The sequence below is a fragment of the Bacillus sp. EKM202B genome (assembly GCF_011066025.1).
GTDB classification, from domain to species: Bacteria; Bacillota; Bacilli; order Bacillales; family Bacillaceae_G; genus Bacillus_A; species Bacillus_A toyonensis.
The window spans coordinates 210,750-233,425 of sequence record NZ_JAAMNK010000006.1; the positions used below are offsets into that span (position 1 = coordinate 210,750).

The following is a 22,676-nucleotide window of genomic DNA, read 5'->3' on the forward strand; positions in this document are numbered from 1 at the left end:
ACTTTAAAACAATGATACAACATTATTTTGAAATTTTATTTCCTTTGCTTCATAACAATTACGTCCCAAGCAATATTCTTGTATCATCTCCATTGTTAATCCTAGTTCCATTTCCATTTCTTCAACAGTAATTATATTATTCTTTAAGAGAACGTGAATGGCTTGCTTTAGTACTTGTGGCTCTTCAATTGTAATTTCGTCATCTAAAGGTTCAAATTTCCGCCAACTATTTCGGCTAATTTGTTGCCTTAAATGTAAAGTATGATCGCTTGAAAATAATCCCAGTTGCTCTGATCTGTAAATTATCGCTTGAATGGATGCTTTCCAGTGTTTTTTTAATGAAATTAGATAAGTTAAATTTGATGCTGCCATATCTAATGCAAGTCCATCACCCGGCAATAAAAGACATCCTGCAAAGTGATCAGCTTCATCTTCTATACGCTTATGATTACTTGAATTGGCAACATCTTTTTCTTGATAATGAGAATGTAATAAAATATGTCCTAATTCATGTGCTATATTAAATCTCATCCGTACACTAGATTTTCTTTCTTTATTTAAAATAATATATGGTGTATCATCTACGAATACTGTATGTGCGTCAATTTTTGCACTATCTAAATCAGCAAAAAACACTCCAATACCCATTCGCTCACACAAAAGAGTTATGTTCCCTATAGGGCCACGTTGTAAATTAAATAAATCTCGTAAGGCATTTGCTGTATCTTCTATGTCATTAAAATCTAATTGACGAAATTCTTTTTGGACCAACGCAAAATTAGGCATAGTAAATTTCGGTAATTTCAATTTCGATTCTAAATATTTTTTTATTCCTACGGATATGGTTGTATTAGCTTCTACTTGTATTTGATATTTTTTTGCAACCGCTGCTCCTTTCCGGAAAAAGTTCGGACTAGTTCTGTCGTTATTTTCCAGAAAGTATGATGTAAAGAAAAATGTTCTTGGGAATTGAAGTGCTTGAGATATAAGCCTTATTTTTTCTTCTTGAGGAATATTCTCTCCTTTTTCATATTTAGATATCATTTGATGTGATACATCAATTTTCCCCGCTAATTCCGTGGTAGTCATTGAACGTATTTCTCTAGCTAGTTTTAGCTTTTTTCCGTTAAATTGAAATTTCCCAGAAAACAGCATTCTCTTTTTTGAATACTTATCATATTGCTTATTCATTTATCTCACTCTCATTTAAATATTCTAAGAACTCATTAAGATCAAAGTCCTCCACATTAGCTACCTGTGTTTGTATTCCAGATGGATTTTCTAACACATGTAATTCTTTAGATATTTCTATATAATCTACCCATTCTCCAATTTTATTCGGAATGCCGAGTACAACAAAAGTCGGTTTAAAACTTTGATAACCATGATTTAATTCAAAATATATAGGAGGTTTAGAAATAATATCTATTTCACTGTTCTCTTGCTCTTGATCATCTAATAACATGTAAGACTGAAATTGTTTAATACGCTGATTTCTATAGTGTGCAGGTCTACCTATACAAGATTTCCTTTTGACTTGATTAACACAAATTTCAACCGTATTTTCTAGGTTCTTCATAATAAAATATCGCGCTGATTTGTTACGATTATATTTAATTTCATACTTATAAGGAAGTTTCCCTTGCTTAATAAAATTACGTAATACGAATTCAACCGCAAAATTTTTCAAATAGGGAAAACTATCCTTTCCTCTCCCATCGGAGTCATTTAAATAGCTTGTATTTTCTAGGGTACTAAGCGCTAACTCATACGCTTTAGCTACAGCCTCATTCATTTCGACTCTAATATTTTGTGGAAAGCTTCGTTCAATTGCTTGTCTAGGAATATCCTTTTGTAAAATAAAATCCATGCACACATCCTCCTCCAATCTTTGCAAGTATTATACAATTTCACGTTAATTTCTGCAACCGAAAATTCGTTCCCTATGCCATGAATACGATTTAATTTATTATTACGCATAGTAACCACCCTACTCTCACAATCTATCATATAAAAAAGAACCGACACCCTTTATTATTAAACATCGGCTCTTTTTGTTGTAATTAGTCAACTATTAAATAATTTCTTAATCTCCAACGATACACAGTCGGTTCTACCTCTGAATAGATTAACTTCCCATCAAGAAGGTTGTATAATTTCAATCCTAATTCATTAATATTCGTATACATTTCCCTAATCATTTCAATTTCCAATCCATCTGAATTTTTTCAAGCGTTAACCTTCAGTAACTAATGTATCGGTTACTTCTTTTCTTTCTACATCAATCGCTGGATTTTTTAACGTTTTTTGTCTCGAACCTGACTTTTGTGGCGCGTCGATCACGTCAACTCTCTTTTCAATCTTTACTGAATAGTCGACTCCAGGTATAGGAGATTTTAAATTACCCCATTTTGTACTTGTTTCCCATTTTCTGTAAATCTTGTTTTCTACATAACGTAATACTTCATTTACTCGCTGATCTTCTGATTCGTTCGAATCATCATAGTAAAAAGTATATTTGTCATTAGGTTTGAAGTTGCCTTTGTTACGTGATAAAGCATTCTTTAACCAGTTTTTAACTTGTCCGTCCATTTCTCCCTTTAATAAGTCCATACGACCGAATAATACTTTCCCTGCATCTGTTAGCGGCGTTAGTTCAATATCATAAGTATGATAAGCATGTTTTCCTTCGCGTGCTGATAGAATCTTTTCATATAATGTAATCATTATCGTAATACCCCCGATTTTGTAGATGTAACCATTTCATATAGTTCACAGTAATACCCTCCGTAAGTCTCATTACAATGCATTAACTTTCTGTGAGCTTCATGCATTTCATTTAGTTCTACATTAATAGCGGCAACTTCATCAGCAATAGACGTTTCTAAGTCATCTTTTCGTTTGCGTAACTCGATATAACGTTTGTCCATTTCTTTGATATCTTTCTTAATCACTTTCGCCGCCTGGGCTTTGTCTTCTTCACTAAAAATAACTGTTGGCGTGTAACCGAATTTCCTTTCGGCTGCATATTCTTTTTTTAGTTCTTCAACGATCTTTGTAATGTGGTCATATTCATCACGTGACGTAACGTTTCTTTGACACTCTTCTGCTAATTTTAGCTTTTCCAGGACCGGAAGGCTCCTTTCTTCTGTTTTGATTCGTTGATAAAATAAGTCTTTCAATTTTAAACTATTTTCTAAATGTGCCATATTTTCATGACCTCCTGTTATATTATTATTTATACATAAAGTTCTTCATCGTCTTCAGCTTCTTCAATGTCGATACCTAAAAACTCCAGCAACTTTGACATAGACGTGATAACTTTTGTTAATTCTGAAATAGAATCATTCTTTTTGACTGATCCGGTTACACCCATTACAGATACGCCACGTTCTTCAATATCTTCAATCAATTTGTTTTTGATATCGAAAAATTTCATGTACGTATTCACCATGTCTACGAATTGCATTTCATTTTCTAAACCTTTATCTTTCAATTTAGACATCAGTAACTCATAAAGCTTTTGACGATCTACATTTGCCGATAGTTCTACCCACTTGTAACGGTAACGCCAATTGTTTAGCGTACTCTCTTTGACTTCTAATTCTGCTGCGATTTCTTTAAATGAGTATTTTCCGCTTTTATACATTTCATAAGCTGTTTGTTTTTTGTTTTCATTTGAAATCATACTTTCATCACCCTTTCATTGCTTGTTTTATTATTTTTTTAAATGAAAATCACTATTTGACGTGTATATTTGAGTTGTGAGAATCTAAATTTAACGAAACAAACGTTGATTTCATGCGATTTATAGGTTCATAAGTAACAATTTAATTTACCGATTAAAAACATAAATGTTTTCCTAAAAAAATAGGAAAGCATCTTTTTTGGCCTTTTTTTCTATTTTCCACGCGCGAAAAGCAAAAAATAAAAAGACAAATCTCCCCCTCGCGTTGATCGGTCCCCCAGCAAAAATTTTTCTATATTTTGACCGGGGGGTGTTATATAAAAATTTATTTTTAATTTTTGTTTACAAATGAACAACTCAATTCTTGTTTAATTAATTAAATAGCTTGTAAAATATTTTATTTTCCTTTCACAGTTCTTTATCATCTTACTTTAATCTCTCAGCAAACTGGATTCTTCTCATAATCTCAGCATGTTTCACTTTAATATAATGCGTACTGTAATTTAACTTGGCTCCTATGCCTTCTAACGTCATTCCATCAATATATTTCAGCTTAAGTATCTGTTGTTCTAAGTTTTTGAAATTACTCAATATGTCAACGAGCTGTTGCAATTGCTCTGACGTTTTAATTCAGCATGTATTCTATTTAACTTGTATTCCAAATAAGTGATCTCTTCTTCTAACATTTGATAATCTTTAAGGCAAACCAATTACGTATCACCTACTTAGGCTTATTCTTTGTAACAACCTCTTTACCCGATAGTTTCATCTTCTTAAGGACATAACCTGTACGAATATATGGACTATCTTCCTCAAAACAATGCGCATCCCTGTGTCCTTCACCTGTTCCGTGATGATGAAACTTTCTACAGTATTGACACCATGTACTAAGATTTCCTTTTTCATCACGTTCAACTGCTAATACGATTGGAGCTTTTTTTGAAGTCATTTCTACACACCCTTGTTTATTTATGTTTTGGTAACAAGGTAACACCGATGGTAACGTATTTCTCCAATTTTTCGTTACCCTATTAAACCTTACTCTCCCAACGGTTTTAACCTTATTTTTTGAAAAGGTAACAAGAGTAGCACTTTTTTTGAAAATGTACTGTATATTAGTTTTTTATAGTTTCTTTTATTATTAAAAAAACATAACTTATATCTACTTGTTACCTTTGTTACTTTTGTTACCTTTAACTATCAATCCCTTGTGGCTCTAAGGTTTAATGAGGTAACACAAAAGATAGAACTTATCATCATTTTTGTTACTTTTGCTACTGCGTTTTTTAATGCACATTTGTTTCCTCATGAAAGTTAAATCCTAATTCATTGACAATATCCATATTTAAAAATATCACTCTGACATTCTTACCCTTGTGTTTTACTTGTTTATAGTCAACGATTTTATCCTTATCTTCTATTGGAGAGGTGATGCCTCGTTTTAGCCATTCTCTACGTGTTGGCTTTTCTTCTAATCCTAAAAAGTCCTTTACATAAGCTGGTGTCAAAAACAACTGTCTTTGTTTATCCTTATAAATTGCTTTAATAATTTTAGGCATATAATCATAAAATATATCCTGTCTACTACTATCCAAATCCGAAAGTATCTCTTCTAAAAACTGCATAGGCTTGTCTATTGCTTTATTTTCTTCTGCTATATCATCAAATAATGAGGAAATAGCTTTTAGATCAATATCGAAATCCACTTTGCTCTTTAGTATACTTCCTGTAAAATGGACTGCAGCATAATATCCAGCTAATCGGCTTAATACTTCATTATCTTTGGATTTATCTACATAATGTTGTCTAAACTTGTGATACTCTGGAATAAGCTCCTTTTTATGTTTCAACCAAACTTTTAAGAAATCTATTCCTATCGCTCCGTAGTTGTTTTCTAATGCTTCATGTAGTGCCATAATATTGCTATGATCTTTCTTTAATGGCTGGTCAACTAGCGGAATAATTCTAGCAGCAGCTCCACCTTGATTTTTTGCATATTCGTTTAAAGTTACTTCACCTGTACTTAGTAAAATATTATGCCAAGTAAACTCCCTCTGACTTCCTTTTAAACTTCCTCTTCCTTTTGAACGTCCTCCACTGAAAGAATAAATAACATCTTTTAAAATACGTTCATCGGCTTTCCGTGTATCATCCATTAATAAAGGAAAACTGTTTAAATATGCTGATTTTCTCTCAATAGATACTTTTGTAGCATTCCACTCACTCATTAAGCTTTCATTACCCCAAACACTTGCAGCCACTTTTAATGTAGTAGTCTTGCCCTGTGAGGTTGTTCCACTTAAATCAACAATGAAAGGTTGTAAACGTAAATCCTTTATAATAACACTCGCAAAACTAGAAAGAACAAAAAATACTGCCTTGGGATGCTGTTTAATTCGTTCAAACACTTCTGTTTTCCAAGTATCACTTGTTCCTTTCACTTCAAAGGCTTCAAGTAGTTGTTTCTCACCATGATCTATCGCCATTATTTCAACATCTTTAGTAACTAAAGGGTGGATAAAAGTATCCTTTATATGCCCTAAACGTTCTACTGCATAATGTTGTCCTATATTATTAACCAATAGATATTGATCAAAATAAGCAATGATTTTCTTAACATTATTATCATTAACAGAAAAACCTTTATCACTTAGTTCTAGTAATTCTTTTCTAACCGCAATAGTAGAAGCTGGTACAACTTCACTTACAGTTCTATTACTTTCCTTCCATTCAATTTCATAAAGGACCTGTGAACGTTCTATGTTATGGAATTCCTTTGTAATATATGGTGTTTTGCGAGATACGAGTTTTGTTATCTCATTTCCATCCTTATCCTCTCTAGTCTCAAAAAGTGTACCTTTGTTTCCTATTTTAAAAGGCTTAGGAATAACTTTATCTTCGCTTATACCATCTACATGAATTTTAAATTCCGCAATTTCATTAGTTGGTTTGCTTTTACTTTCATTTGTTTTTATAAATTTGCAGGCAGATTCTACCTTTTCATTTATTGTACTTAAAGGGAAACCTTCTTTATACGGTACAAAATATTCATAAGCTAATTGAAGGCTTTCCAATACGTCTTCTTTGTTTACACCGCACGTTAATAATCTTCGGGCTAAGTCGAAAAAATCACCATCACGGCTGCCGCTAGTTTCATAAGGGTAAGACATTGGAGAAGGCTTTTTTTGTGCGTTCCACACTTTATAAAGATAATGCGGTAATTCGCCTAAATTCCCCATACTTTGAGATAGTACATAACGCCCTTCGGTATTTTCAGTTGGAAATACTATATAGCCTTTTTCAGCAGCCCGTGTATCTTGTGTTAAACCTAAACGGTTAACATAGTTCTGATATTGACCTTGATTGAGTGCTCTATCCGTTTCACCTTTAAAAATAAACTGCAATCCATTAGGTGTTTTAATCGCATGATGATTTATATTTTCACCCTCAAGAAGTTCTTTCAATAACTCTCCTTCTTGCGTGTTATCAATATCCACCAAATAAAATCCTTTTGGTATCCTTACACCTATCCAGCCGCCTTTTTCTATCCAATCGCTTATTTGTTCCTCATTTAAAGAAGTACTGCTTTGCCATGAGCCTATTGGACTCTTAGCCTTCTGATAATCTGTATTTCCATTTGCATATCCAGTAAGCTTGATAATTTTTGCTCCAGGTAACATTTCATCAATTCTTGTTATATAGTGCGGCATGGTAACTTTCAAAAATGAGCACCTCCTTTTCTCTTAATAATGTTTTCGAAAGTAAATATCATACTTGCTTTAATATTCGATTAATTCCTTTTAAAACTTTGATTGCTTTTGAATCACCGTTTTCCGCTTTTTCTAAAATCATATGTAACTTGTCTTCACGTATTTCAGCAGTCGTCATTAACCTATTCACCTCAATCGTTTCCAAATCAAAGTTGCTACAAAATATCAAGCAATTTGAATTAATAAGTATTTATCCACCTAATCTTTCATGGACTTTTTTTCCTATGCACACGCCAGCCAAAGCGTTGTTACTTACCATTCATCTACAATTTCTGTTATTACCTCAAGAGCTTGCTTATAGAACCACCAACGTTTTCTATTACGTCGTCGCTCTATTAATCTCATACGAGGGTCTGACAAAATCTCATCATCCAAAAATCTTTTGCTCATTGATGTAATGGTTACTAATTTTTCAACATCAACCATTAACAATGTTTCATGAATCTGCTGATCTATCTGCTGCTGTATGTACTCCTTGATGGCTTTTTCATCAATATTCACTTGCACATTTGCAGGAATCACTTTTTTCACCTCATTCTATTTATCAATTAAATTATGCTTCTACCTTTTCGCAGCTTTGCATAGCTCCATTAATTAACCATGTTTCAATTGTTGGGCGGTGAAAAAGTATTTTCCCCCTAACTCTTGCATGTGGAATTTCACTCATACGTGTCATTGAATATACAGTTGTTAAAGAAACACCCAATAATGCTGCAACTTCTTTGACAGTTAATGTAACTTTTTTCATACCTTCCCTCCTTCCGCGTGAAACTTTATGATACTTTTATAATAAATGACACTTAGTGATACTGTCAATAAAAAGATGACACTTTATGATACTTGTTGTATTATTAAATTATTATTAACCCTAATCGGAGGTATATCATGAAAAATAATAAAGAAGCGTTAGGACAAAGAATAAAGTTAATAAGGATTAAAAACGGAATGACATTAGAGGAATTCGGAAAGCAAATACTAAATGCTAACAAAAGCGTTGTTTCGAAATGGGAAAAGGGAATTACAGTCCCAAATAATGAACGCCTTGCAAAAATTGCAGAAATAGGAAATGTGACAATCGAGTATCTTTTAAGCGGAAATCCATTTGATAATCTATCACTAGAGGAAAAACAGTATTTTGAAAAAGGACAAAGACAACTTGCATATGGTGTTATTAGAAAATTATCCGAGACTCTTGGAATTGAATTTGCTGAATTAGCTTGGCAGGCTGGATTATATACAGATGCAGATATACAAGCACATAGAGAAGAAAAGGCTTTTTGGGAATCCATGACACCCGAAGAAGAAGAAGCATATATAGAAAGAGACCATAAAAATTTTGCCTTGTGGGAATATCGCAGACTCCATTATCCAGATTTAAAAATACTTTTAAATGGGGGCGATGTATTTTTTGATGGCAAATCGCTAAATTATGAACAGAGGAAAACAGCTACAAAGATATTAGAAGTTTTATTTGAAAAACTTGAAGTAAATTGCCCTTCAGATGAAGACATTGAAAAGGAATATGACCATATGAAGAGTTTTAAGTTTACATTTTTAAACCAAGATTCATCTGATCGTGACAAAGATAAATAACACCAATTCAACACTTATCCATTCCTATGCATACGCCAGCCAAAGCAATGAAAGGAATGGTAATAGTGAAGTTGCACAAATCAGCAAAAGAACCGGAAATATACTATTATTTCAATACAAAGAACGAAAAACTGTGGATGTACCGTCATAAGTATTATGACAACACGGGGAAAAGAAAAGAGAAGAAAAAAAGTGGATTTAAAACAGAAAAAGCAGCTCTCAAATCCCTTTTAGAAGTGAAAGCTGCAACAATACGTGGTGAATCTAAACAAGTGGAACATGATCAAATGACCATTGGGGAATGGTTAGATATATGGTATAACACTCATAAAAATAGTTGGAAACCAACCTCTCGAGCGCAACGTGAAATGGCTATTCGCTTACAAATGAAACCATTACTTGGCCGTTACAAGTTGCAAACATTGGATAGAACCACATATAAGAGAGAATTTTTGAATGTACTTGAAAAGAAATATAAGCCAAGTACAGTTCATTTATTTCACACCCTATTCAAGATCGCTATTAACGCAGCTGTAGAAGATGAAATATTGTCTCGTAATCGCTTCACAAAAATTAAACTTTCAAGCCAAGAAACTGTTAAAGACGAAAACAACAATTATTTCACACCTGAGCAATTAGTTGAATTTTTAAAAGTAGCGAAACAAGAAGAAAACACTACAAACTACACATTTTTATTAACAGTTGCATACACAGGAATTCGTAGAGGCGAGACTTGTGGTTTACAATGGAACAACATCGATTTTGATAAAAAAACAATTACTATTGAACGTACCAGGGATAATAAAGGTGTACGATCACCAAAAACAAAAAATAGTTATAGAACAATTCTAATAGATGATGTATTAGTAAATCAATTAAAGGTTTATCGGAAATGGTGCATGGAAACAATGCTGTCTTTTGGATATAAACTACATGATGAATCTTTTGTATTTACATCATACCAAACCGGAAAACCTATAACAGATAGCAGTGTCCTATATGCATTTAGAAGAGTATTAAATAAAACAAACCTTCCTTCGATAACAATACATGGCTTACGTCATACACATTGCACCATATTATTAAATCAAGGTTTAAATGTGAAAGTAATTGCCGAACGTTTAGGGAATACTCCACAAATGATTTATGAAATTTATGGCCATGTATTAAAGGAAATGGAATCTATGTCAGTAGAGTTATTTAGTCAAAGCTTAGCAGAAAGTGGGGCTAATTTTGGGGCTAGTTAATAATAGACCTACTCCAAACACTGATATAATAAGGCTTTTTGATACTATCGAGTTCTACTCTCGTTAATGACAAAAAGCCAATCCTGTGGATTGGCTTTTTTCAATTCTCACCATAATTTTTTATATCCCACGTAACATAAAAATCCCAATACTCTATACCCCCACCTAAAACAAATATGTTTTATCTAATCTAATTCAAATAAAAAAATAACCTTCCTATTTCCATACATAACTTATGTTATATTATGAATTTTTAAATAATAGTATTAATATTAAGGATTTTTAAACTTTATAACGAGGAGACGTTGATATGGAATTCAGAAATGACATAAACAAAATAGCTAACCAAATTTTAGAACGAAAAGAGTACATAACTAATGAAGAAATGACCAAGCAATCCTTAATTATTCCTTTTCTTCAAAAGCTAGGTTATGACGTTTTTAGCCCTTTAGAAGTTAGACCTGAGTATATTGCAGACTTTGGAACTAAAAAGGGGGAAAAAGTCGATTATGCGGTTTTCAAAAATGGAGTTCCAATTATTTTAATTGAGGCAAAACCTGTAACAGAAAACCTCCTTAAACACGATGCGCAACTATCTAGGTATTTCAATGCCTTACCTGATGTCAAAGTAGGGGTACTAACTAATGGTATAGAATACAAATTTTATACTGATTTAACAAATGACAATGTAATGGATGAAAAACCTTTCTTCACATTCAGTATGGATAATTTAAGTAATTTAGATATTGAAACGATTGAAACTTTTACAAAAGAGAATTTTGAAGCTGAAGAGATCGTAAAATATGCCGAAGAACTTATTTATATGACCAATTTAAACTCCACAATTAAAGAGTTATTTAAAAATCCTTCAGATGACTTCCTTCGTTTTCTAATTAAAGACTTTAGCTCAACTAGAATTACAAATAACGTTTTAGAGCGGTTCCGACCAATTGTTAAAAAAGCAATTAATCGAACACTATTAGAAATAATCAGTGATGGTTTAACACCAAAAGAAACAAAAATAACGGAGAAAATAGAAACAAGCCTAGTTGCAGCCGCTTCTGCCGAAATAATGGAAGACATTAGCAAAGAAGACAAAACAGATAGAGTTTTCACTACCGAAGATGAACTGACTGCCTTTAACATTGTTAAAGAAATATTAACTGAAAATCAAAGAGACATCAGTGACCTCAAATATAAAGATACTATTAGTTATTTTTGCATCATGAATCGTGTAATCACAAAATGGTTTATACGTCTCTTCCTTGATGGAGATGCAAAATCCTTAGTTGTAAGACTAGATCTAGAAGCTACTAAACAGCTATGCCCTAATTTCGTTGTTGAGCAAGCCCCAAAATCACAGGGAGTAAGTAGAATTTTCATTGATAATGTTAATGATTTAAAAGATTTGGAACCACTTATTATTTCATGCTATGATCAAATTTTAGCTAATGTTTAAAAAGAGGGATTTCCCCTCTTTTTCCAACACAATGACAAAAAGCCAATCCTCTGGATTGGCTTTTTGTCATTTATATATAAAATAAAGTTATTTATTTTCCTCTTTTTGAACATATACATAAGCATCTTTTTGCTCTTTATGTATATCAACCTTCGAATTCTCTGCAAGCTGACCCGCATTTAGCAAAGAAAAAATAATGAGCGCTTCTAGTGACATTTTGTTTTACCACTCCTTTCTATTTGTTATACGTTTATCATACCGCTTACATGTGATTTCCGTATGAACTCGAAAAGGAGATTACAACAAAAAGGTTACAGGAATACGAATGCACGCTATAATAACCATAAAATAGGAGGTTGATTTCTTTTGACGATAAACCAAATGGTTCAATTGGGCAGTGCATGTATGCTTTTTATTACTTCAACACTTATGAGTTGGTATCAGGGGAGTAATTTAATAGATTATCCTGATGAATGGAAATATAGCGCTAAGTTTACGAATTATTTTAAAGGCACCGTTTCAAATTACCAAGATATTTATCAAATCGATTTCTTTATATATGCAGCAAAATTTTATCCAACAGCATTTATTGTTATGCTCATTAGCTTACTTTATATGCTCGTATTAATTCTTCATATTCTATTTACAAGAACTCGTAAGGTAATCTAAATTCATACATAAAAACCCCGAATCATAAACCTTTCAGCCTACAATCCGGGGTACTATTTGTTTATATTCGTTTCTGATTAGTAACGAATTAAGAAATATTTCTTCTTACCGCGGCGAATGATTGTGAATTTACCTTCGATGCGGTCGTTTTCTGTTACAACATAGTCTAATGCTTGTGTACGCTCACCGTTTACGTAGATTGCACCGTTCGTTACATCTTCACGTGCTTGACGTTTTGATGGAGAGATTTTGCTTTCTACAAGTAAGTCGATTAATACTGTATCTTCTGCAGTACGTTCTACAGATGGTACGTCTTTGAATCCTTGTTCGATTTCATTTGCAGTCAGTTCTGCTACAGAACCGCTGAATAGTGCAGCTGAAATTTTAATCGCTTGCTCTAATGCTTCTTCACCGTGAACAAGTTTTGTCATTTCAGAACCTAACGCTTTTTGTGCTGCACGTTTTTCTGGCGCTTCAGCTACTTGCTTTTCAAGCTCAAGAATTTCTTCATGAGATAAGAATGTGAAGTATTTTAAGTATTTAACAACGTCGCGGTCATCTGTGTTAATCCAGAATTGGTAGAACTCGTAAGGAGTTGTTTTCTCTGGATCTAACCAAATTGCGCCGCCTTCTGTTTTACCAAACTTCGTACCGTCAGATTTTGTAACAAGTGGAATTGTTAAACCGAATGCTTTCGCATCTTCTTCTGATTTACGGATTAATTCAAGACCAGCTGTAATGTTACCCCATTGGTCACTACCACCGATTTGTAGGCGGCAATTATGGTGTTGGTATAAGTTTAAGAAGTCGTATGATTGTAAGATCATGTAACTAAACTCAGTGAATGAAATACCCGTCTCTAAACGAGATGCTACTGTATCTTTTGCTAACATATAGTTTAAACCGAAGTTTTTACCGATATCGCGTAAGAATGAAATGACATCTAAGTTACCAAGCCAGTCATAGTTGTTAGCCATTGTTGCTGGGTTGTCCACGTTTTCAAACTCTAAGAAGTTTGAAAGTTGGTTTTTAATGCTTTCTGTGTAGTAAGCAACTGTATCTTTCGTATTTAATGTACGCTCTGCTTTTTTACCACTTGGGTCACCGATCATACCAGTACCACCGCCAACAAGTGCGATTGGTTGATGACCAGCTAATTGGAAACGACGTAACATTAATACTGGTAACATATGACCGATGTGTAAGCTATCCGCTGTCGGGTCGAAACCACAGTATAATTTAACGCTTTCTTTTTCTAATAATTGCTCAAGGCCCTCAGCATCTGTTTGCTGATTAATTAGACCGCGAAATTCAAGATCTTGTAAAATACCCATATCCTACATACTCTCCTTTAAGTTCATTACTGGCGTGAAAGTTGAAAACATAAAAAAATCGCCCCTTCAAATAAGGGACGATTTTGATTATCGCGTTACCACCCTAGTTGCAGGCAAAAAAAGCCTACCACCTTATTTACATAACGGCTTAGCACCGTCTTTTCCCTTTTGAATACAATTCAATCGAAAAAAGATGCTCTAGGGGCGTAATTCGCGATCATCTATGTGCTGATTTCCACCGACCATCAGCTCTCTAAAACAGGGAAATGATCACTACTTCTCCCTTTCCACGCTCAATTATTCATATACTTTTCTTTATACCATCATTTATATAGGCGTGTCAAATAGAGGCCCGGTTTCTCTCCTTGCCAATCCTTTACAACGTCATAAAGAGTATCGTAATAAGAGAAAGAATTGGAACCCCAACTAATAACGATACATGAAACACAACCGATAAATCATTCCCAATGGTCGCCTCCACAGGATCTTTCGCTGGGGAACCAAGAAACCCGATTAATCGATCGAATCGACTTACCGTTTTTGGAAAGTCTGGTATCTCTACATGATCACTATCTAAATGTTGCTTTAACTTATATTCACTCTTAAAGGGATTTTCGCTCAATTTCGTCCACCTCCAGCAATTGTTTCAATTTCTTTATCCCGTTATGAAGTCTCGATTTCACCGTTCCAATCGGAATGTTTAATATCTCTGCAATTTCTTTTTGCTGCATGTCATGATAATAAGAAAGGATTAGGACCGCTCTTTGCTCTTCTGGAACTTTCAAAATTGCTTCTCTTACTGTGAGCCGATCTTCGTGAGAAAATTCTTTTTCCGGAATCGGCACTAAAAATGGCAAAAGCGTACGCCACTTTTTTCTCCTATTTAATTTATTAATCATAAGACGATAACCAATTTGAAATAAATATGTTTTTATTTTACCTTTTTCAAGTTCATACATATGTTTCTTACGCTCTAGCGTCAAAAACGTGTCTTGCACAAGATCGATACTTAATTGTTCATCTCGGTTAAATCGATATAAAAATGTGTATAGCGCTGGTTTGATTAAAACATATAGTCTTTCTCCCGCTTGTTTATCTCCACTTTGATACGCAAGCATGAGCTCCTCCTCAATCCCAATTTGCGCCATGATTTTTGATCTCCTTTATTCCTTTTAACGTTAATGAAATACGGGAAATTAAATATGCAATCGCAATAAAAATCCACAATTGTGATTGATTTGTAAAAAATTGAACATATGGGTTTTGAATCGTAAATCCCATTGCAACTAAAATATTTAACGCTTGCACACATATGCATGCATACAACGCAAGGCAGACAGAAATAGTATCAAATACATTCCAGCGAAAATACACTTTTGTTTTTATAAAATCAATTTTATATCCATTTTTCCGTACTATATGTTTTCTATCAAATGGAATAATGATTGAAAACAGAACACCCATTATAACTCCAGCTGTAATCATTGATACTCTATATCCAATTGGTATCGGTAAGAAAAGACCACAAGAAAATACAACTATAATTCCAATTAAAGCAAAAGCAAGAAGTAATTTATTAGACATATAAAAGCCTCCCTCATCTATTCTTTCATAAATGTATGCAGACGAGGAAGGCACTTCGTTCAAATATTATTTTAGTTTTTTTATAATCTTTGCAGGGTTCCCGCCAACTACTACATTATTAGGCACATCTTTCGTTACGACAGCACCAGATGCGATCACCGCATTGTCTCCAATTGTTACACCTGGATTAATAATTGCTCTTCCGCCAATCCATACGTTATCGCCAATTGTAACTGGTTTTCCGTATTCTGATCCGCTTATACGCTCAATTGGATCGAGTGGATGCGTTGCTGTATAAATGTGAACACCTGGAGCTAACATACAGTTCACTCCGATTGTTACCGGGCATACGTCTAAAATCGTACAGTCAAAGTTCGCGTAAAAATTTTCACCGACATGAATGTTATAGCCGTAATCACATCTAAAAGAAGATTCAAGATGAATATTATCTCCTGTCGTTCCGAATAATTCTTTTACGATTTCGCTACGCTCTTTCAATTGCTCTTCTGGCGTATCATTTAATTTTCTCGTTAATATACGTGCTTGCTCTCTTTCTTGTACTAAAACTGGATCAGCCGGTATGTACATTTCTCCTAGTATCATCTTTTCTTTTTCTGTTTTCATCATACTATCCCCTTCAACTTATATATATAAGTTCATGATATCATAAAAAAGAAAGGCCTGAACATTTTTCGTTCAGACCTTTCTCTCTTAATCTTCCATCGTTGATAAGTCACCTGTTGGTAAGTTTAACTCCCACGCTTTTAATACGCGGCGCATAATTTTACCACTTCTCGTTTTCGGTAATTTATCTCTAAATTCAATTTGTCTTGGCGCTGCATGAGCTGCTAGGCCTTTTTTTACAAATTGACGAATTTCTTCTTTTAATTCATCAGATGGTTCGTATCCTGCTCGAAGTGCGATAAACGCTTTAATAATTTCGCCGCGCACCGGATCAGGAATACCAATTACACCAGCTTCTGCAACAGCAGCATGCTCGATTAGTTTACTTTCTACTTCAAACGGTCCAACTCGCTCACCTGACGTCATAATTACATCGTCAATACGTCCTTGGAACCAGAAGTATCCGTCTTCATCCATATAAGCTGAATCACCTGATACATACCAGTCTCCCGGCATAAAGTATGACTCATATTTTTGCTGGTTATTCCAGATTCCACGCATCATAGCTGGCCAACCTTTACCAATTGCTAAGTTACCCATTGTGTATGGAGGCACTTCATTTCCTTCATTATCAACAATCGCTGCTTTCACACCTGGAATTGGTTTACCCATTGAACCTGGACGGATTTCCATACAAGGATAGTTACAAATAACTTGTCCACCTGTTTCTGTCATCCACCACGTATCATGAATACGAAGTCCAAATGCATTCATACCCCAGCGAATTACTTCTGGATTTAATGGCTCACCTACGCTTAATACGTGGCGTACTTGTGATAAGTCGTATTTTTTAATTGCATCTTGTCCAGCTCCCATTAACATACGGAACGCTGTCGGTGCACTATACCAAACTGTTACACCGTAATCTTGCAGTGCTTCATACCATGCATCTGGACTAAATCGTCCACCTAAAATAACATTTGATGCTCCGACTAACCACGGTGCAAAAATGCCGTAAGCAGTTCCCGTTACCCAGCCCGGGTCAGCAGTACACCAATATACGTCATCTTCTTTTAAATCTAATACCCATTTCGCCGTTTGATAGTGCTGAACCATTGCATTTTGCGCATGGAGAACACCTTTTGGCTTACCAGTAGAACCAGACGTATAGTGAAGAATTAAACCGTCTTCGCGGCCTAACCATTCGATATGTAATTCTTTTGAAGCTTGTTCAAATAAAGGATTGAACGCTACTGTTTTACCACCTTCTTCTACATTATCTCCAACAAGAAAGACTGTTTTTAAAGCTGGTAAATCATTTAATGGTATACGCTCTAACAATTCAGGAGTTGTAATTAACACCTTTGCCTCGCTATCTTCTAAACGATCACGAACTGCGCCTTCCATAAATGCTTCAAATAGCGGTCCAACAATTGCTCCTAATTTCACTGCACCTAAAAGCGCGAAATATAATTCTGGAGAACGTGGCATAAAAATAAAAACGCGATCGCCTTTTTCAACATCGCCATAATTTTTTAGGACGTTTCCTGCTTTATTAGAAAAATCCTTCATTTCCTTAAATGTATATTTCTCTTTTCGCGATCCATCTTGATAATAAAGGGCTACTTTATTTTTTCGATCAGATTTCGCATGCTTATCAATTGCTTCATACGCCATATTTACTCGGCCTGTCTCATTCCAAGTAAAATTTTTATTAACCTCTTCCCAGTTAAAATTCGCGTATGCCTCTTCATAATTCGGCAAATTATTTTCTCCTTTAATGACAGGAAGCGTTTCTACTTTCATACTTTACATCCCCCTCCTATGTATTCTATTATCTATTATAATGATATTATTTAAAATTTTCAGTATATTTGTTGATTTTTAGACAAATTTTTAATGACAAAATTCGATTCACATCGCATATATTATAAAGTACGATATTAATAGATTCACAAACCCTCAAGGTGGTGAGCAATACATTGATTCATAAAAAAATATATAATGCTAGAAACTTGAAAACAGCGAAAGGCACTTTAATTATTGAAGGTCCTGTCTCTACCCATAATCTTGAAATGTATGAATTCCATCCAGATTTAATTGCGTTTCGTCCTGCCGAGCAGCAATATAAAGCAATTGTCGAAATTTCTAAATTACCAGAAGCACGTCTCATTATTGCTAGACATGACCAAACGATTGTTGGATATGTTACATATTTGTATCCCGATCCGCTCGAACGATGGTCAGAAGGAAAAATGGAAAACTTAATTGAGCTCGGGGCAATTGAAGTCGTCCCAGCCTTCCGTGGGTGCTCTGTCGGAAAGAACTTATTAGAAGTGTCTATGATGGACGATTATATGGAAGATTACATTATATTGACGACTGAATATTATTGGCACTGGGATTTAAAACAAACAGGTTTAAATGTTTGGGAGTACCGAAAAGTAATGGAAAAGATGATGAATGCTGGTGGTTTACAATGGATGGCTACAGATGATCCTGAAATTTGTTCACATCCTGCCAACTGTTTAATGGTCCGCATCGGTAATCGCGTCGATACGGATTCTATTCAAGCATTTGACCGTCTACGTTTTCACAATCGTTTTATGTATTAATAAAGGGGGCAACTGGAATGATTGTAGAAGAAATTATGAATCAAAATGTAGTTACGCTACATCCAAACGATACAATCGAAACAGCAATCCGAACGATTCGCACGAAAGGAATTCGGCACATTCCAATTGTCGATCAAAATAATCACGTCGTAGGCATTATTTCTGATCGGGATGTAAGAGATGCAAGTCCGTCTATTCTAGATGAACAAGTTTCACTCGATATGCTGAAGCAACCGCTCGAACTTATTATGAAACATCCTGTAATGACTTGCCACCCTCTCGATTTCGTTGAGGAAATTGCTACTTTATTTTTTGAAAATAAAATTGGCTGCCTTCCTGTTACAAAGGCTGGTAAGTTAGTTGGTATCATCTCAGAATCTACAGTACTGCACACGTTAGTAAAATTAACAGGAGCACATCAACCAAGTTCACAAATTGAAATTCAAGTAAAAAATGAACCTGGTATTCTTGGAAAAGTCGTTGCTATTTTTAGTGATTTACAAATAAATATCGTGAGCGTTCTCGTCTATCCAGCAAAAGATGAGAATGATAAAGTACTTGTTTTCCGCATTCAAACGATGAATCCGCTAAAAGTGATTGATGCACTTGAAGCAGAAGGCTACCGCGTATTATGGCCAAACATCATGGGGATACAAGCATGAGTAGCGCGTTTATTTATTCGGATGACTTTCGGGGCTATTCATTTAGCCCTGATCATCCTTTTAACCAACTGCGCGTCACACTTACGTATGATTTATTACAAAAGGGCGGTTTCATCTCTCCCTCTCAAATCATCTCACCACGGATGGCTACAGATGAAGAGATTGCCTACGTTCATACAGAGGAGTACATACATGCGGTAAAACGTGCTGGAGAAGGAAAGTTAGAAAAATCAATTGCGATGACATATGGACTCGGAACAGAAGATACACCGATGTTTCCAAATATGCACGAGGCAAGTGCACTGCTCGTTGGCGGTACGTTAACAGCTGTCGATGCTGTTCTTTCTGGAAAAGTAAAACACGCACTTAATTTAGGCGGCGGCTTACATCACGGCTTCCGTGGCAAGGCATCTGGTTTTTGTATTTATAACGATAGTTCCATCGCAATGAAATACATTCAAAAGAAATACGGTTTACGTGTTTTATATATTGATACAGATGCTCATCACGGTGATGGTGTACAGTGGTCATTTTACGATGATCCTAACGTATGCACCATTTCATTACACGAAACCGGACGTTATTTATTCCCTGGAACTGGCGCTGTAAATGAACGTGGACAAGGTAATGGCTATAGTTATTCTTTTAACGTTCCACTCGATGCTTTTACAGAAGATGAATCGTTTCTAGAATCATATCGAACTGTCGTAAAAGAAGTTGCCGCATACTTTAAACCGGATATTATTTTAACGCAAAACGGTGCAGATGCGCATTATTACGATCCACTTACACACCTTTGTGCAACGATGAATATTTACCGTGAAATACCGAAGCTCGCTCGCGAAATCGCTAATGAATATTGCGACGGTCGCTGGATCGCTGTCGGCGGCGGTGGCTATGACCACTGGCGCGTCGTCCCAAGAGCGTGGGCGCTCATTTGGCTCGAAATGAACAACATCCAAAACATCTCAGGTTATCTCCCTCCAGAATGGATTGACGCTTGGAAAGGACAAGCAGAAACAGAACTTCCCCTCACATGGGAAGATCCAGACAACATGTATAAACCTATCCCCCGTAAACCAGAAATTGAAGAAAAGAATGCATTAACTGTAGCGAAATCCCTTGAAATTATTCGGAATAATATGACAAAATCTTTGTACTAAACGAAAAGGAGGCTCGTTTTTTAATAGCCTCCTTTTATTTATTGTCGATTTCTGTCAGTAAGTCGATATATTTTAATAATCGCTGATATATTTCGAGTTGCGCCGATATATTCTAATAATCGCTGATATATTTTCATTTCATAACAGCCTGGCCCAACTTTTACGAGAAAAGGTCGTGATATTATGTGGAAACGACAAATGCTCCGCACGAAACGTGGTACATTTGAACTCTTTACAAAAGGGAATGGTGAACCGCTTTGTGTTACACACCATTATTCACAATTTAATGAAACTGGTGATTACTTTGCGGATGTTTTTACTGCTACGCATCGTGTATTTCTCATTAATTTACGAGATGCCGGTAGCTCTGTAACCGCCCAGTCAGAAAACAAATTAAGCATGATTGAAACAATCCACGACTTAGAAGCAATACGAGAAGCATTACAACTTCCAACATGGCATTTCGCCGGTCATTCAACAGGTGGTATGCTTGGAATTTTGTATGCGATTACATATCCGAATTCCTTACAATCATTAGTCGTAACCGGAGCTGCAGCAAGTGATTATACGAAAACATCAAACTGTATTTACCATTCCTACCATCCACAATTTCATTATATGCAAGAACTAATCGAGAACTTGAAAAACCCTCATCTTACAAATGAAGAGCGAAAGGAACTATCTACTAAGAGAACAAAATTATCATTGTATAAACCAGAAAACTATAACTTTTATTTTTGTAGACCGATCAAAAAAACAATGTCCACCAGCCGCATGAACGCTTTCGCTCATGAATATTCTTCATTTGATTTAAGAGAGTCTTTACCTTCTATTAAAACAAAGACACTTATTATGTGCGGACGACACGATGTGCAGTGCCCAATTCAATATTCTATCGAGATGCATGAGGGTATACGTAATTCTATCTTTATTCCATTTGAGGACAGTAACCATTATCCTTTTTTAGAAGAGGCTACCCACTTTATTTCTATCACACAAGAATTTTACAAAACGTTATAACAGGGAAAATCCAGTTTTGAGTTCAGTTACTATTAAAAAAATCTAAATAAATAACATATGAATTCACAGACTAATGTACTAATAAAAGCTCAAAGTCTCTATATGACTTTGAGCTTTATTTTTTAGAAGAAAAACTTCATACTATAATAAAATAAAAGATAAAAAGAAAAAAGGACTAAACCTAAATCAATAAATACTGACTTTTTATCTCCTTCTTTTACGCTGATCGTAATACCAAACATACTTCTAACCATCCAAAAAGCCACCAAAAATAATCCACCTAAATGGTCATTTGTATAATCTTTATCATAAAACATTTGTATTGCACCAATAATTAATAAAATAAGTATGATATTAGTCCCAATCTTTAAAGCCTTGTTTGATTTAATATTCTTTCGTACATCCCCCAAAACCTAACACTTCCTCTCAAACCATCCTGCGTTTTATTTCTCTTTATATTTTAACACGAATTACCTAATATTCCCTTTAAAATTCAAATCATAAGTGTAATACACTATTACGCATATAAAAAACCTGTCAACACTTTGACAGGTTTACTACACATTAAAACGATAACCAGCTCCCCATACCGTTTCAATATATTGCGGGTGGGCAGGATCTCTTTCAATTTTTTCACGTAACTTTCTAATGTGAACGACAACAGTAGCTAAATCGCCAGCAGAATCTAATCCCCAAATACGTTCAAATAACTGTTCTTTATTTAATACTTGGTTTGGGTGCGTTACAAAGAATGTTAATAAATCAAATTCCTTCGTTGTAAACGCGATTTCTTCATTGTTTATAAAAACTTTCCTCGCTCGTTGATCGATAGAGATTCCATGAATATATAACGTATCACGTTGCTTACTTACATTTCCTGATAATCTTTCATAACGAGAAATATGTGCCTTTACCCTTGCGACTAATTCACTTGGGCTAAACGGTTTCGTTATATAATCATCCGCTCCTAATCCGAGTCCGCGAATTTTATCTATATCTTCTTTTTTGGCTGAAACAAGTAAAATCGGAATATCTTTTATAGCACGTATTTGTTTACAAATTTCGAATCCATTCATTTTCGGAAGCATAATATCTAAAATAATTAAATCATAGTCTTCTTGCAGAGCCATTTGTAAGCCTATTTCTCCAGAATGCTCTACATCAACTTGAAAATCACTAATTTCTAAATAATCTCGCTGTAATTCTGCAATACTTACTTCATCTTCTATTAGTAAGATTCTTTTCAAT

Annotated in this window: 27 protein-coding genes, 1 pseudogene and 1 other annotated feature; of the genes and pseudogenes, 8 read left to right on the forward strand and 20 right to left on the reverse strand. The window is 34.7% G+C overall.

Annotation, left to right across the window (positions count from 1 at the left end; all coding sequences use genetic code 11):
• Positions 1–3 precede the first annotated feature (3 nt).
• From G9F74_RS10685 to G9F74_RS10735, 11 genes and pseudogenes are all read right to left on the reverse strand, one after another.
• On the reverse strand, positions 4–1,191 hold the full coding sequence (locus tag G9F74_RS10685) for a helix-turn-helix domain-containing protein (RefSeq protein ID WP_016109208.1): 1,188 nt from the start codon (positions 1,189–1,191) through the stop codon (positions 4–6).
• Positions 1,184–1,870: a hypothetical protein gene (locus tag G9F74_RS10690; protein ID WP_016109209.1), complete on the reverse strand. Its 687-nt coding sequence runs from the start codon at positions 1,868–1,870 to the stop codon at positions 1,184–1,186. Before G9F74_RS10690 ends, G9F74_RS10685 begins: the two co-directional genes overlap by 8 nt.
• Positions 1,871–2,063: 193 nt before the next feature.
• Positions 2,064–2,201 (reverse strand): hypothetical protein, encoded by a 138-nt coding sequence (locus tag G9F74_RS10695; protein WP_016109210.1) that lies wholly within the window; start codon positions 2,199–2,201, stop codon positions 2,064–2,066.
• A 34-nt stretch (positions 2,202–2,235) separates the two neighbouring features.
• On the reverse strand, positions 2,236–2,727 hold the full coding sequence (locus G9F74_RS10700) for a hypothetical protein (protein ID WP_016109211.1): 492 nt from the start codon (positions 2,725–2,727) through the stop codon (positions 2,236–2,238).
• Positions 2,727–3,209, reverse strand: coding sequence for a hypothetical protein (locus G9F74_RS10705; RefSeq protein ID WP_016109212.1), 483 nt, complete (start codon positions 3,207–3,209; stop codon positions 2,727–2,729). Before G9F74_RS10705 ends, G9F74_RS10700 begins: the two co-directional genes overlap by 1 nt.
• 29 nt (positions 3,210–3,238) lie before the next feature.
• On the reverse strand, positions 3,239–3,688 hold the full coding sequence (locus G9F74_RS10710; RefSeq protein WP_016109213.1) for a terminase gpP N-terminus-related DNA-binding protein: 450 nt from the start codon (positions 3,686–3,688) through the stop codon (positions 3,239–3,241).
• Positions 3,689–4,114: 426 nt separating this feature from the next.
• A pseudogene (locus tag G9F74_RS10715) lies at positions 4,115–4,398 on the reverse strand (sigma factor-like helix-turn-helix DNA-binding protein).
• Between the two features lie 11 nt (positions 4,399–4,409).
• Positions 4,410–4,637, reverse strand: a complete 228-nt coding sequence (locus G9F74_RS10720; RefSeq protein WP_016109214.1) for a hypothetical protein — start codon at positions 4,635–4,637, stop codon at positions 4,410–4,412.
• A 337-nt stretch (positions 4,638–4,974) separates the two neighbouring features.
• Positions 4,975–7,410, reverse strand: coding sequence for a DUF927 domain-containing protein (locus tag G9F74_RS10725; RefSeq protein WP_016109215.1), 2,436 nt, complete (start codon positions 7,408–7,410; stop codon positions 4,975–4,977).
• A 300-nt stretch (positions 7,411–7,710) separates the two neighbouring features.
• The gene (locus G9F74_RS10730) at positions 7,711–7,980 is read right to left on the reverse strand and encodes a hypothetical protein (RefSeq protein ID WP_016109217.1); all 270 of its coding nucleotides are present in this window, start codon (positions 7,978–7,980) and stop codon (positions 7,711–7,713) included.
• Positions 7,981–8,011: 31 nt separating this feature from the next.
• Positions 8,012–8,206: a helix-turn-helix domain-containing protein gene (locus G9F74_RS10735; protein ID WP_016109218.1), complete on the reverse strand. Its 195-nt coding sequence runs from the start codon at positions 8,204–8,206 to the stop codon at positions 8,012–8,014.
• A 137-nt stretch (positions 8,207–8,343) separates the two neighbouring features.
• On the opposite strand from G9F74_RS10735, the gene G9F74_RS10740 reads away from it, so the two are divergent.
• The 3 genes from G9F74_RS10740 to G9F74_RS10750 all read left to right on the forward strand — a co-directional run bounded on the left by G9F74_RS10740 (position 8,344) and on the right by G9F74_RS10750 (position 11,757).
• Positions 8,344–9,051, forward strand: coding sequence for a helix-turn-helix domain-containing protein (locus tag G9F74_RS10740; RefSeq protein WP_016109219.1), 708 nt, complete (start codon positions 8,344–8,346; stop codon positions 9,049–9,051).
• Positions 9,052–9,116: 65 nt separating this feature from the next.
• On the forward strand, positions 9,117–10,298 hold the full coding sequence (locus tag G9F74_RS10745; RefSeq protein WP_458102666.1) for a site-specific integrase: 1,182 nt from the start codon (positions 9,117–9,119) through the stop codon (positions 10,296–10,298).
• A 310-nt stretch (positions 10,299–10,608) separates the two neighbouring features.
• The gene (locus tag G9F74_RS10750; protein ID WP_000395707.1) at positions 10,609–11,757 is read left to right on the forward strand and encodes a type I restriction endonuclease; all 1,149 of its coding nucleotides are present in this window, start codon (positions 10,609–10,611) and stop codon (positions 11,755–11,757) included.
• Between the two features lie 87 nt (positions 11,758–11,844).
• Here the strand turns inward: G9F74_RS10750 and G9F74_RS10755 are convergent, their stop codons facing one another.
• Positions 11,845–11,973: a hypothetical protein gene (locus G9F74_RS10755; RefSeq protein ID WP_000050940.1), complete on the reverse strand. Its 129-nt coding sequence runs from the start codon at positions 11,971–11,973 to the stop codon at positions 11,845–11,847.
• Positions 11,974–12,123: 150 nt separating this feature from the next.
• On the opposite strand from G9F74_RS10755, the gene G9F74_RS10760 reads away from it, so the two are divergent.
• Positions 12,124–12,426 carry a YjdJ family protein gene (locus tag G9F74_RS10760; RefSeq protein WP_000154645.1) on the forward strand — a complete coding sequence of 101 codons (303 nt, stop codon included), beginning with the start codon at positions 12,124–12,126 and terminating at the stop codon, positions 12,424–12,426.
• A gap of 77 nt (positions 12,427–12,503) precedes the next feature.
• Here G9F74_RS10760 and tyrS read toward each other — a convergent pair whose 3' ends face one another.
• From tyrS to acsA, 6 genes are all read right to left on the reverse strand, one after another.
• Positions 12,504–13,760, reverse strand: coding sequence for a tyrosine--tRNA ligase (gene tyrS, locus G9F74_RS10765; protein WP_000512079.1), 1,257 nt, complete (start codon positions 13,758–13,760; stop codon positions 12,504–12,506).
• A 70-nt stretch (positions 13,761–13,830) separates the two neighbouring features.
• Positions 13,831–14,059, reverse strand: a binding site (T-box leader).
• Between the two features lie 77 nt (positions 14,060–14,136).
• Positions 14,137–14,382 (reverse strand): hypothetical protein, encoded by a 246-nt coding sequence (locus G9F74_RS10770; RefSeq protein WP_001293783.1) that lies wholly within the window; start codon positions 14,380–14,382, stop codon positions 14,137–14,139.
• Positions 14,363–14,908: an RNA polymerase sigma factor gene (locus G9F74_RS10775; protein WP_000057201.1), complete on the reverse strand. Its 546-nt coding sequence runs from the start codon at positions 14,906–14,908 to the stop codon at positions 14,363–14,365. Before G9F74_RS10775 ends, G9F74_RS10770 begins: the two co-directional genes overlap by 20 nt.
• A complete protein-coding gene (locus G9F74_RS10780) occupies positions 14,889–15,344 on the reverse strand; it encodes a hypothetical protein (protein WP_000066426.1) in 456 nt (151 codons plus the stop codon). The genes G9F74_RS10775 and G9F74_RS10780 overlap by 20 nt, the downstream gene beginning before the upstream one ends.
• A gap of 66 nt (positions 15,345–15,410) precedes the next feature.
• On the reverse strand, positions 15,411–15,971 hold the full coding sequence (locus G9F74_RS10785) for a maltose acetyltransferase domain-containing protein (protein ID WP_016099034.1): 561 nt from the start codon (positions 15,969–15,971) through the stop codon (positions 15,411–15,413).
• An 84-nt stretch (positions 15,972–16,055) separates the two neighbouring features.
• On the reverse strand, positions 16,056–17,774 hold the full coding sequence (gene acsA / locus G9F74_RS10790; protein WP_000862062.1) for an acetate--CoA ligase: 1,719 nt from the start codon (positions 17,772–17,774) through the stop codon (positions 16,056–16,058).
• A gap of 176 nt (positions 17,775–17,950) precedes the next feature.
• Between acsA and acuA the strand changes: the two genes are divergently transcribed.
• The 4 genes from acuA to G9F74_RS10810 all read left to right on the forward strand — a co-directional run bounded on the left by acuA (position 17,951) and on the right by G9F74_RS10810 (position 21,428).
• The gene (gene acuA / locus G9F74_RS10795) at positions 17,951–18,583 is read left to right on the forward strand and encodes an acetoin utilization protein acetyltransferase AcuA (protein WP_000581385.1); all 633 of its coding nucleotides are present in this window, start codon (positions 17,951–17,953) and stop codon (positions 18,581–18,583) included.
• 17 nt (positions 18,584–18,600) lie between these two features.
• Complete coding sequence (locus G9F74_RS10800; RefSeq protein WP_000634579.1) at positions 18,601–19,245, forward strand: acetoin utilization AcuB family protein; 645 nt, start codon at positions 18,601–18,603, stop codon at positions 19,243–19,245.
• A complete protein-coding gene (gene acuC, locus G9F74_RS10805) occupies positions 19,242–20,408 on the forward strand; it encodes an acetoin utilization protein AcuC (protein ID WP_000092814.1) in 1,167 nt (388 codons plus the stop codon). Before G9F74_RS10800 ends, acuC begins: the two co-directional genes overlap by 4 nt.
• 198 nt (positions 20,409–20,606) lie before the next feature.
• Entirely contained in the window at positions 20,607–21,428 is an 822-nt protein-coding gene (locus G9F74_RS10810; protein ID WP_002093169.1) for an alpha/beta fold hydrolase, read from the forward strand.
• A gap of 122 nt (positions 21,429–21,550) precedes the next feature.
• Here the strand turns inward: G9F74_RS10810 and G9F74_RS10815 are convergent, their stop codons facing one another.
• The gene (locus G9F74_RS10815; protein ID WP_000503083.1) at positions 21,551–21,838 is read right to left on the reverse strand and encodes a hypothetical protein; all 288 of its coding nucleotides are present in this window, start codon (positions 21,836–21,838) and stop codon (positions 21,551–21,553) included.
• Positions 21,839–21,985: 147 nt separating this feature from the next.
• Positions 21,986–22,675, reverse strand: coding sequence for a response regulator transcription factor (locus G9F74_RS10820; protein WP_002039721.1), 690 nt, complete (start codon positions 22,673–22,675; stop codon positions 21,986–21,988).
• Between the last annotated feature and the right edge of the window lies 1 nt (position 22,676).

What these genes read in the sequence shown, in the direction of transcription:
- G9F74_RS10685 (WP_016109208.1), bottom strand. Translation starts at nt 1,191, where the DNA reads ATGAATAAGCAATATGATAAGTATTCAAAAAAGAGAATGCTGTTTTCT.
- G9F74_RS10690 (WP_016109209.1), bottom strand. Translation starts at nt 1,870, where the DNA reads ATGGATTTTATTTTACAAAAGGATATTCCTAGACAAGCAATTGAACGA.
- G9F74_RS10695 (WP_016109210.1), bottom strand. Translation starts at nt 2,201, where the DNA reads ATGATTAGGGAAATGTATACGAATATTAATGAATTAGGATTGAAATTA.
- G9F74_RS10700 (WP_016109211.1), bottom strand. Translation starts at nt 2,727, where the DNA reads ATGATTACATTATATGAAAAGATTCTATCAGCACGCGAAGGAAAACAT.
- G9F74_RS10705 (WP_016109212.1), bottom strand. Translation starts at nt 3,209, where the DNA reads ATGGCACATTTAGAAAATAGTTTAAAATTGAAAGACTTATTTTATCAA.
- G9F74_RS10710 (WP_016109213.1), bottom strand. Translation starts at nt 3,688, where the DNA reads ATGATTTCAAATGAAAACAAAAAACAAACAGCTTATGAAATGTATAAA.
- G9F74_RS10720 (WP_016109214.1), bottom strand. Translation starts at nt 4,637, where the DNA reads ATGACTTCAAAAAAAGCTCCAATCGTATTAGCAGTTGAACGTGATGAA.
- G9F74_RS10735 (WP_016109218.1), bottom strand. Translation starts at nt 8,206, where the DNA reads ATGAAAAAAGTTACATTAACTGTCAAAGAAGTTGCAGCATTATTGGGT.
- G9F74_RS10740 (WP_016109219.1), top strand. Translation starts at nt 8,344, where the DNA reads ATGAAAAATAATAAAGAAGCGTTAGGACAAAGAATAAAGTTAATAAGG.
- G9F74_RS10750 (WP_000395707.1), top strand. Translation starts at nt 10,609, where the DNA reads ATGGAATTCAGAAATGACATAAACAAAATAGCTAACCAAATTTTAGAA.
- G9F74_RS10755 (WP_000050940.1), bottom strand. Translation starts at nt 11,973, where the DNA reads ATGTCACTAGAAGCGCTCATTATTTTTTCTTTGCTAAATGCGGGTCAG.
- tyrS (WP_000512079.1), bottom strand. Translation starts at nt 13,760, where the DNA reads ATGGGTATTTTACAAGATCTTGAATTTCGCGGTCTAATTAATCAGCAA.
- G9F74_RS10775 (WP_000057201.1), bottom strand. Translation starts at nt 14,908, where the DNA reads ATGGCGCAAATTGGGATTGAGGAGGAGCTCATGCTTGCGTATCAAAGT.
- G9F74_RS10780 (WP_000066426.1), bottom strand. Translation starts at nt 15,344, where the DNA reads ATGTCTAATAAATTACTTCTTGCTTTTGCTTTAATTGGAATTATAGTT.
- G9F74_RS10785 (WP_016099034.1), bottom strand. Translation starts at nt 15,971, where the DNA reads ATGATGAAAACAGAAAAAGAAAAGATGATACTAGGAGAAATGTACATA.
- acsA (WP_000862062.1), bottom strand. Translation starts at nt 17,774, where the DNA reads ATGAAAGTAGAAACGCTTCCTGTCATTAAAGGAGAAAATAATTTGCCG.
- G9F74_RS10800 (WP_000634579.1), top strand. Translation starts at nt 18,601, where the DNA reads ATGATTGTAGAAGAAATTATGAATCAAAATGTAGTTACGCTACATCCA.
- acuC (WP_000092814.1), top strand. Translation starts at nt 19,242, where the DNA reads ATGAGTAGCGCGTTTATTTATTCGGATGACTTTCGGGGCTATTCATTT.
- G9F74_RS10810 (WP_002093169.1), top strand. Translation starts at nt 20,607, where the DNA reads ATGCTCCGCACGAAACGTGGTACATTTGAACTCTTTACAAAAGGGAAT.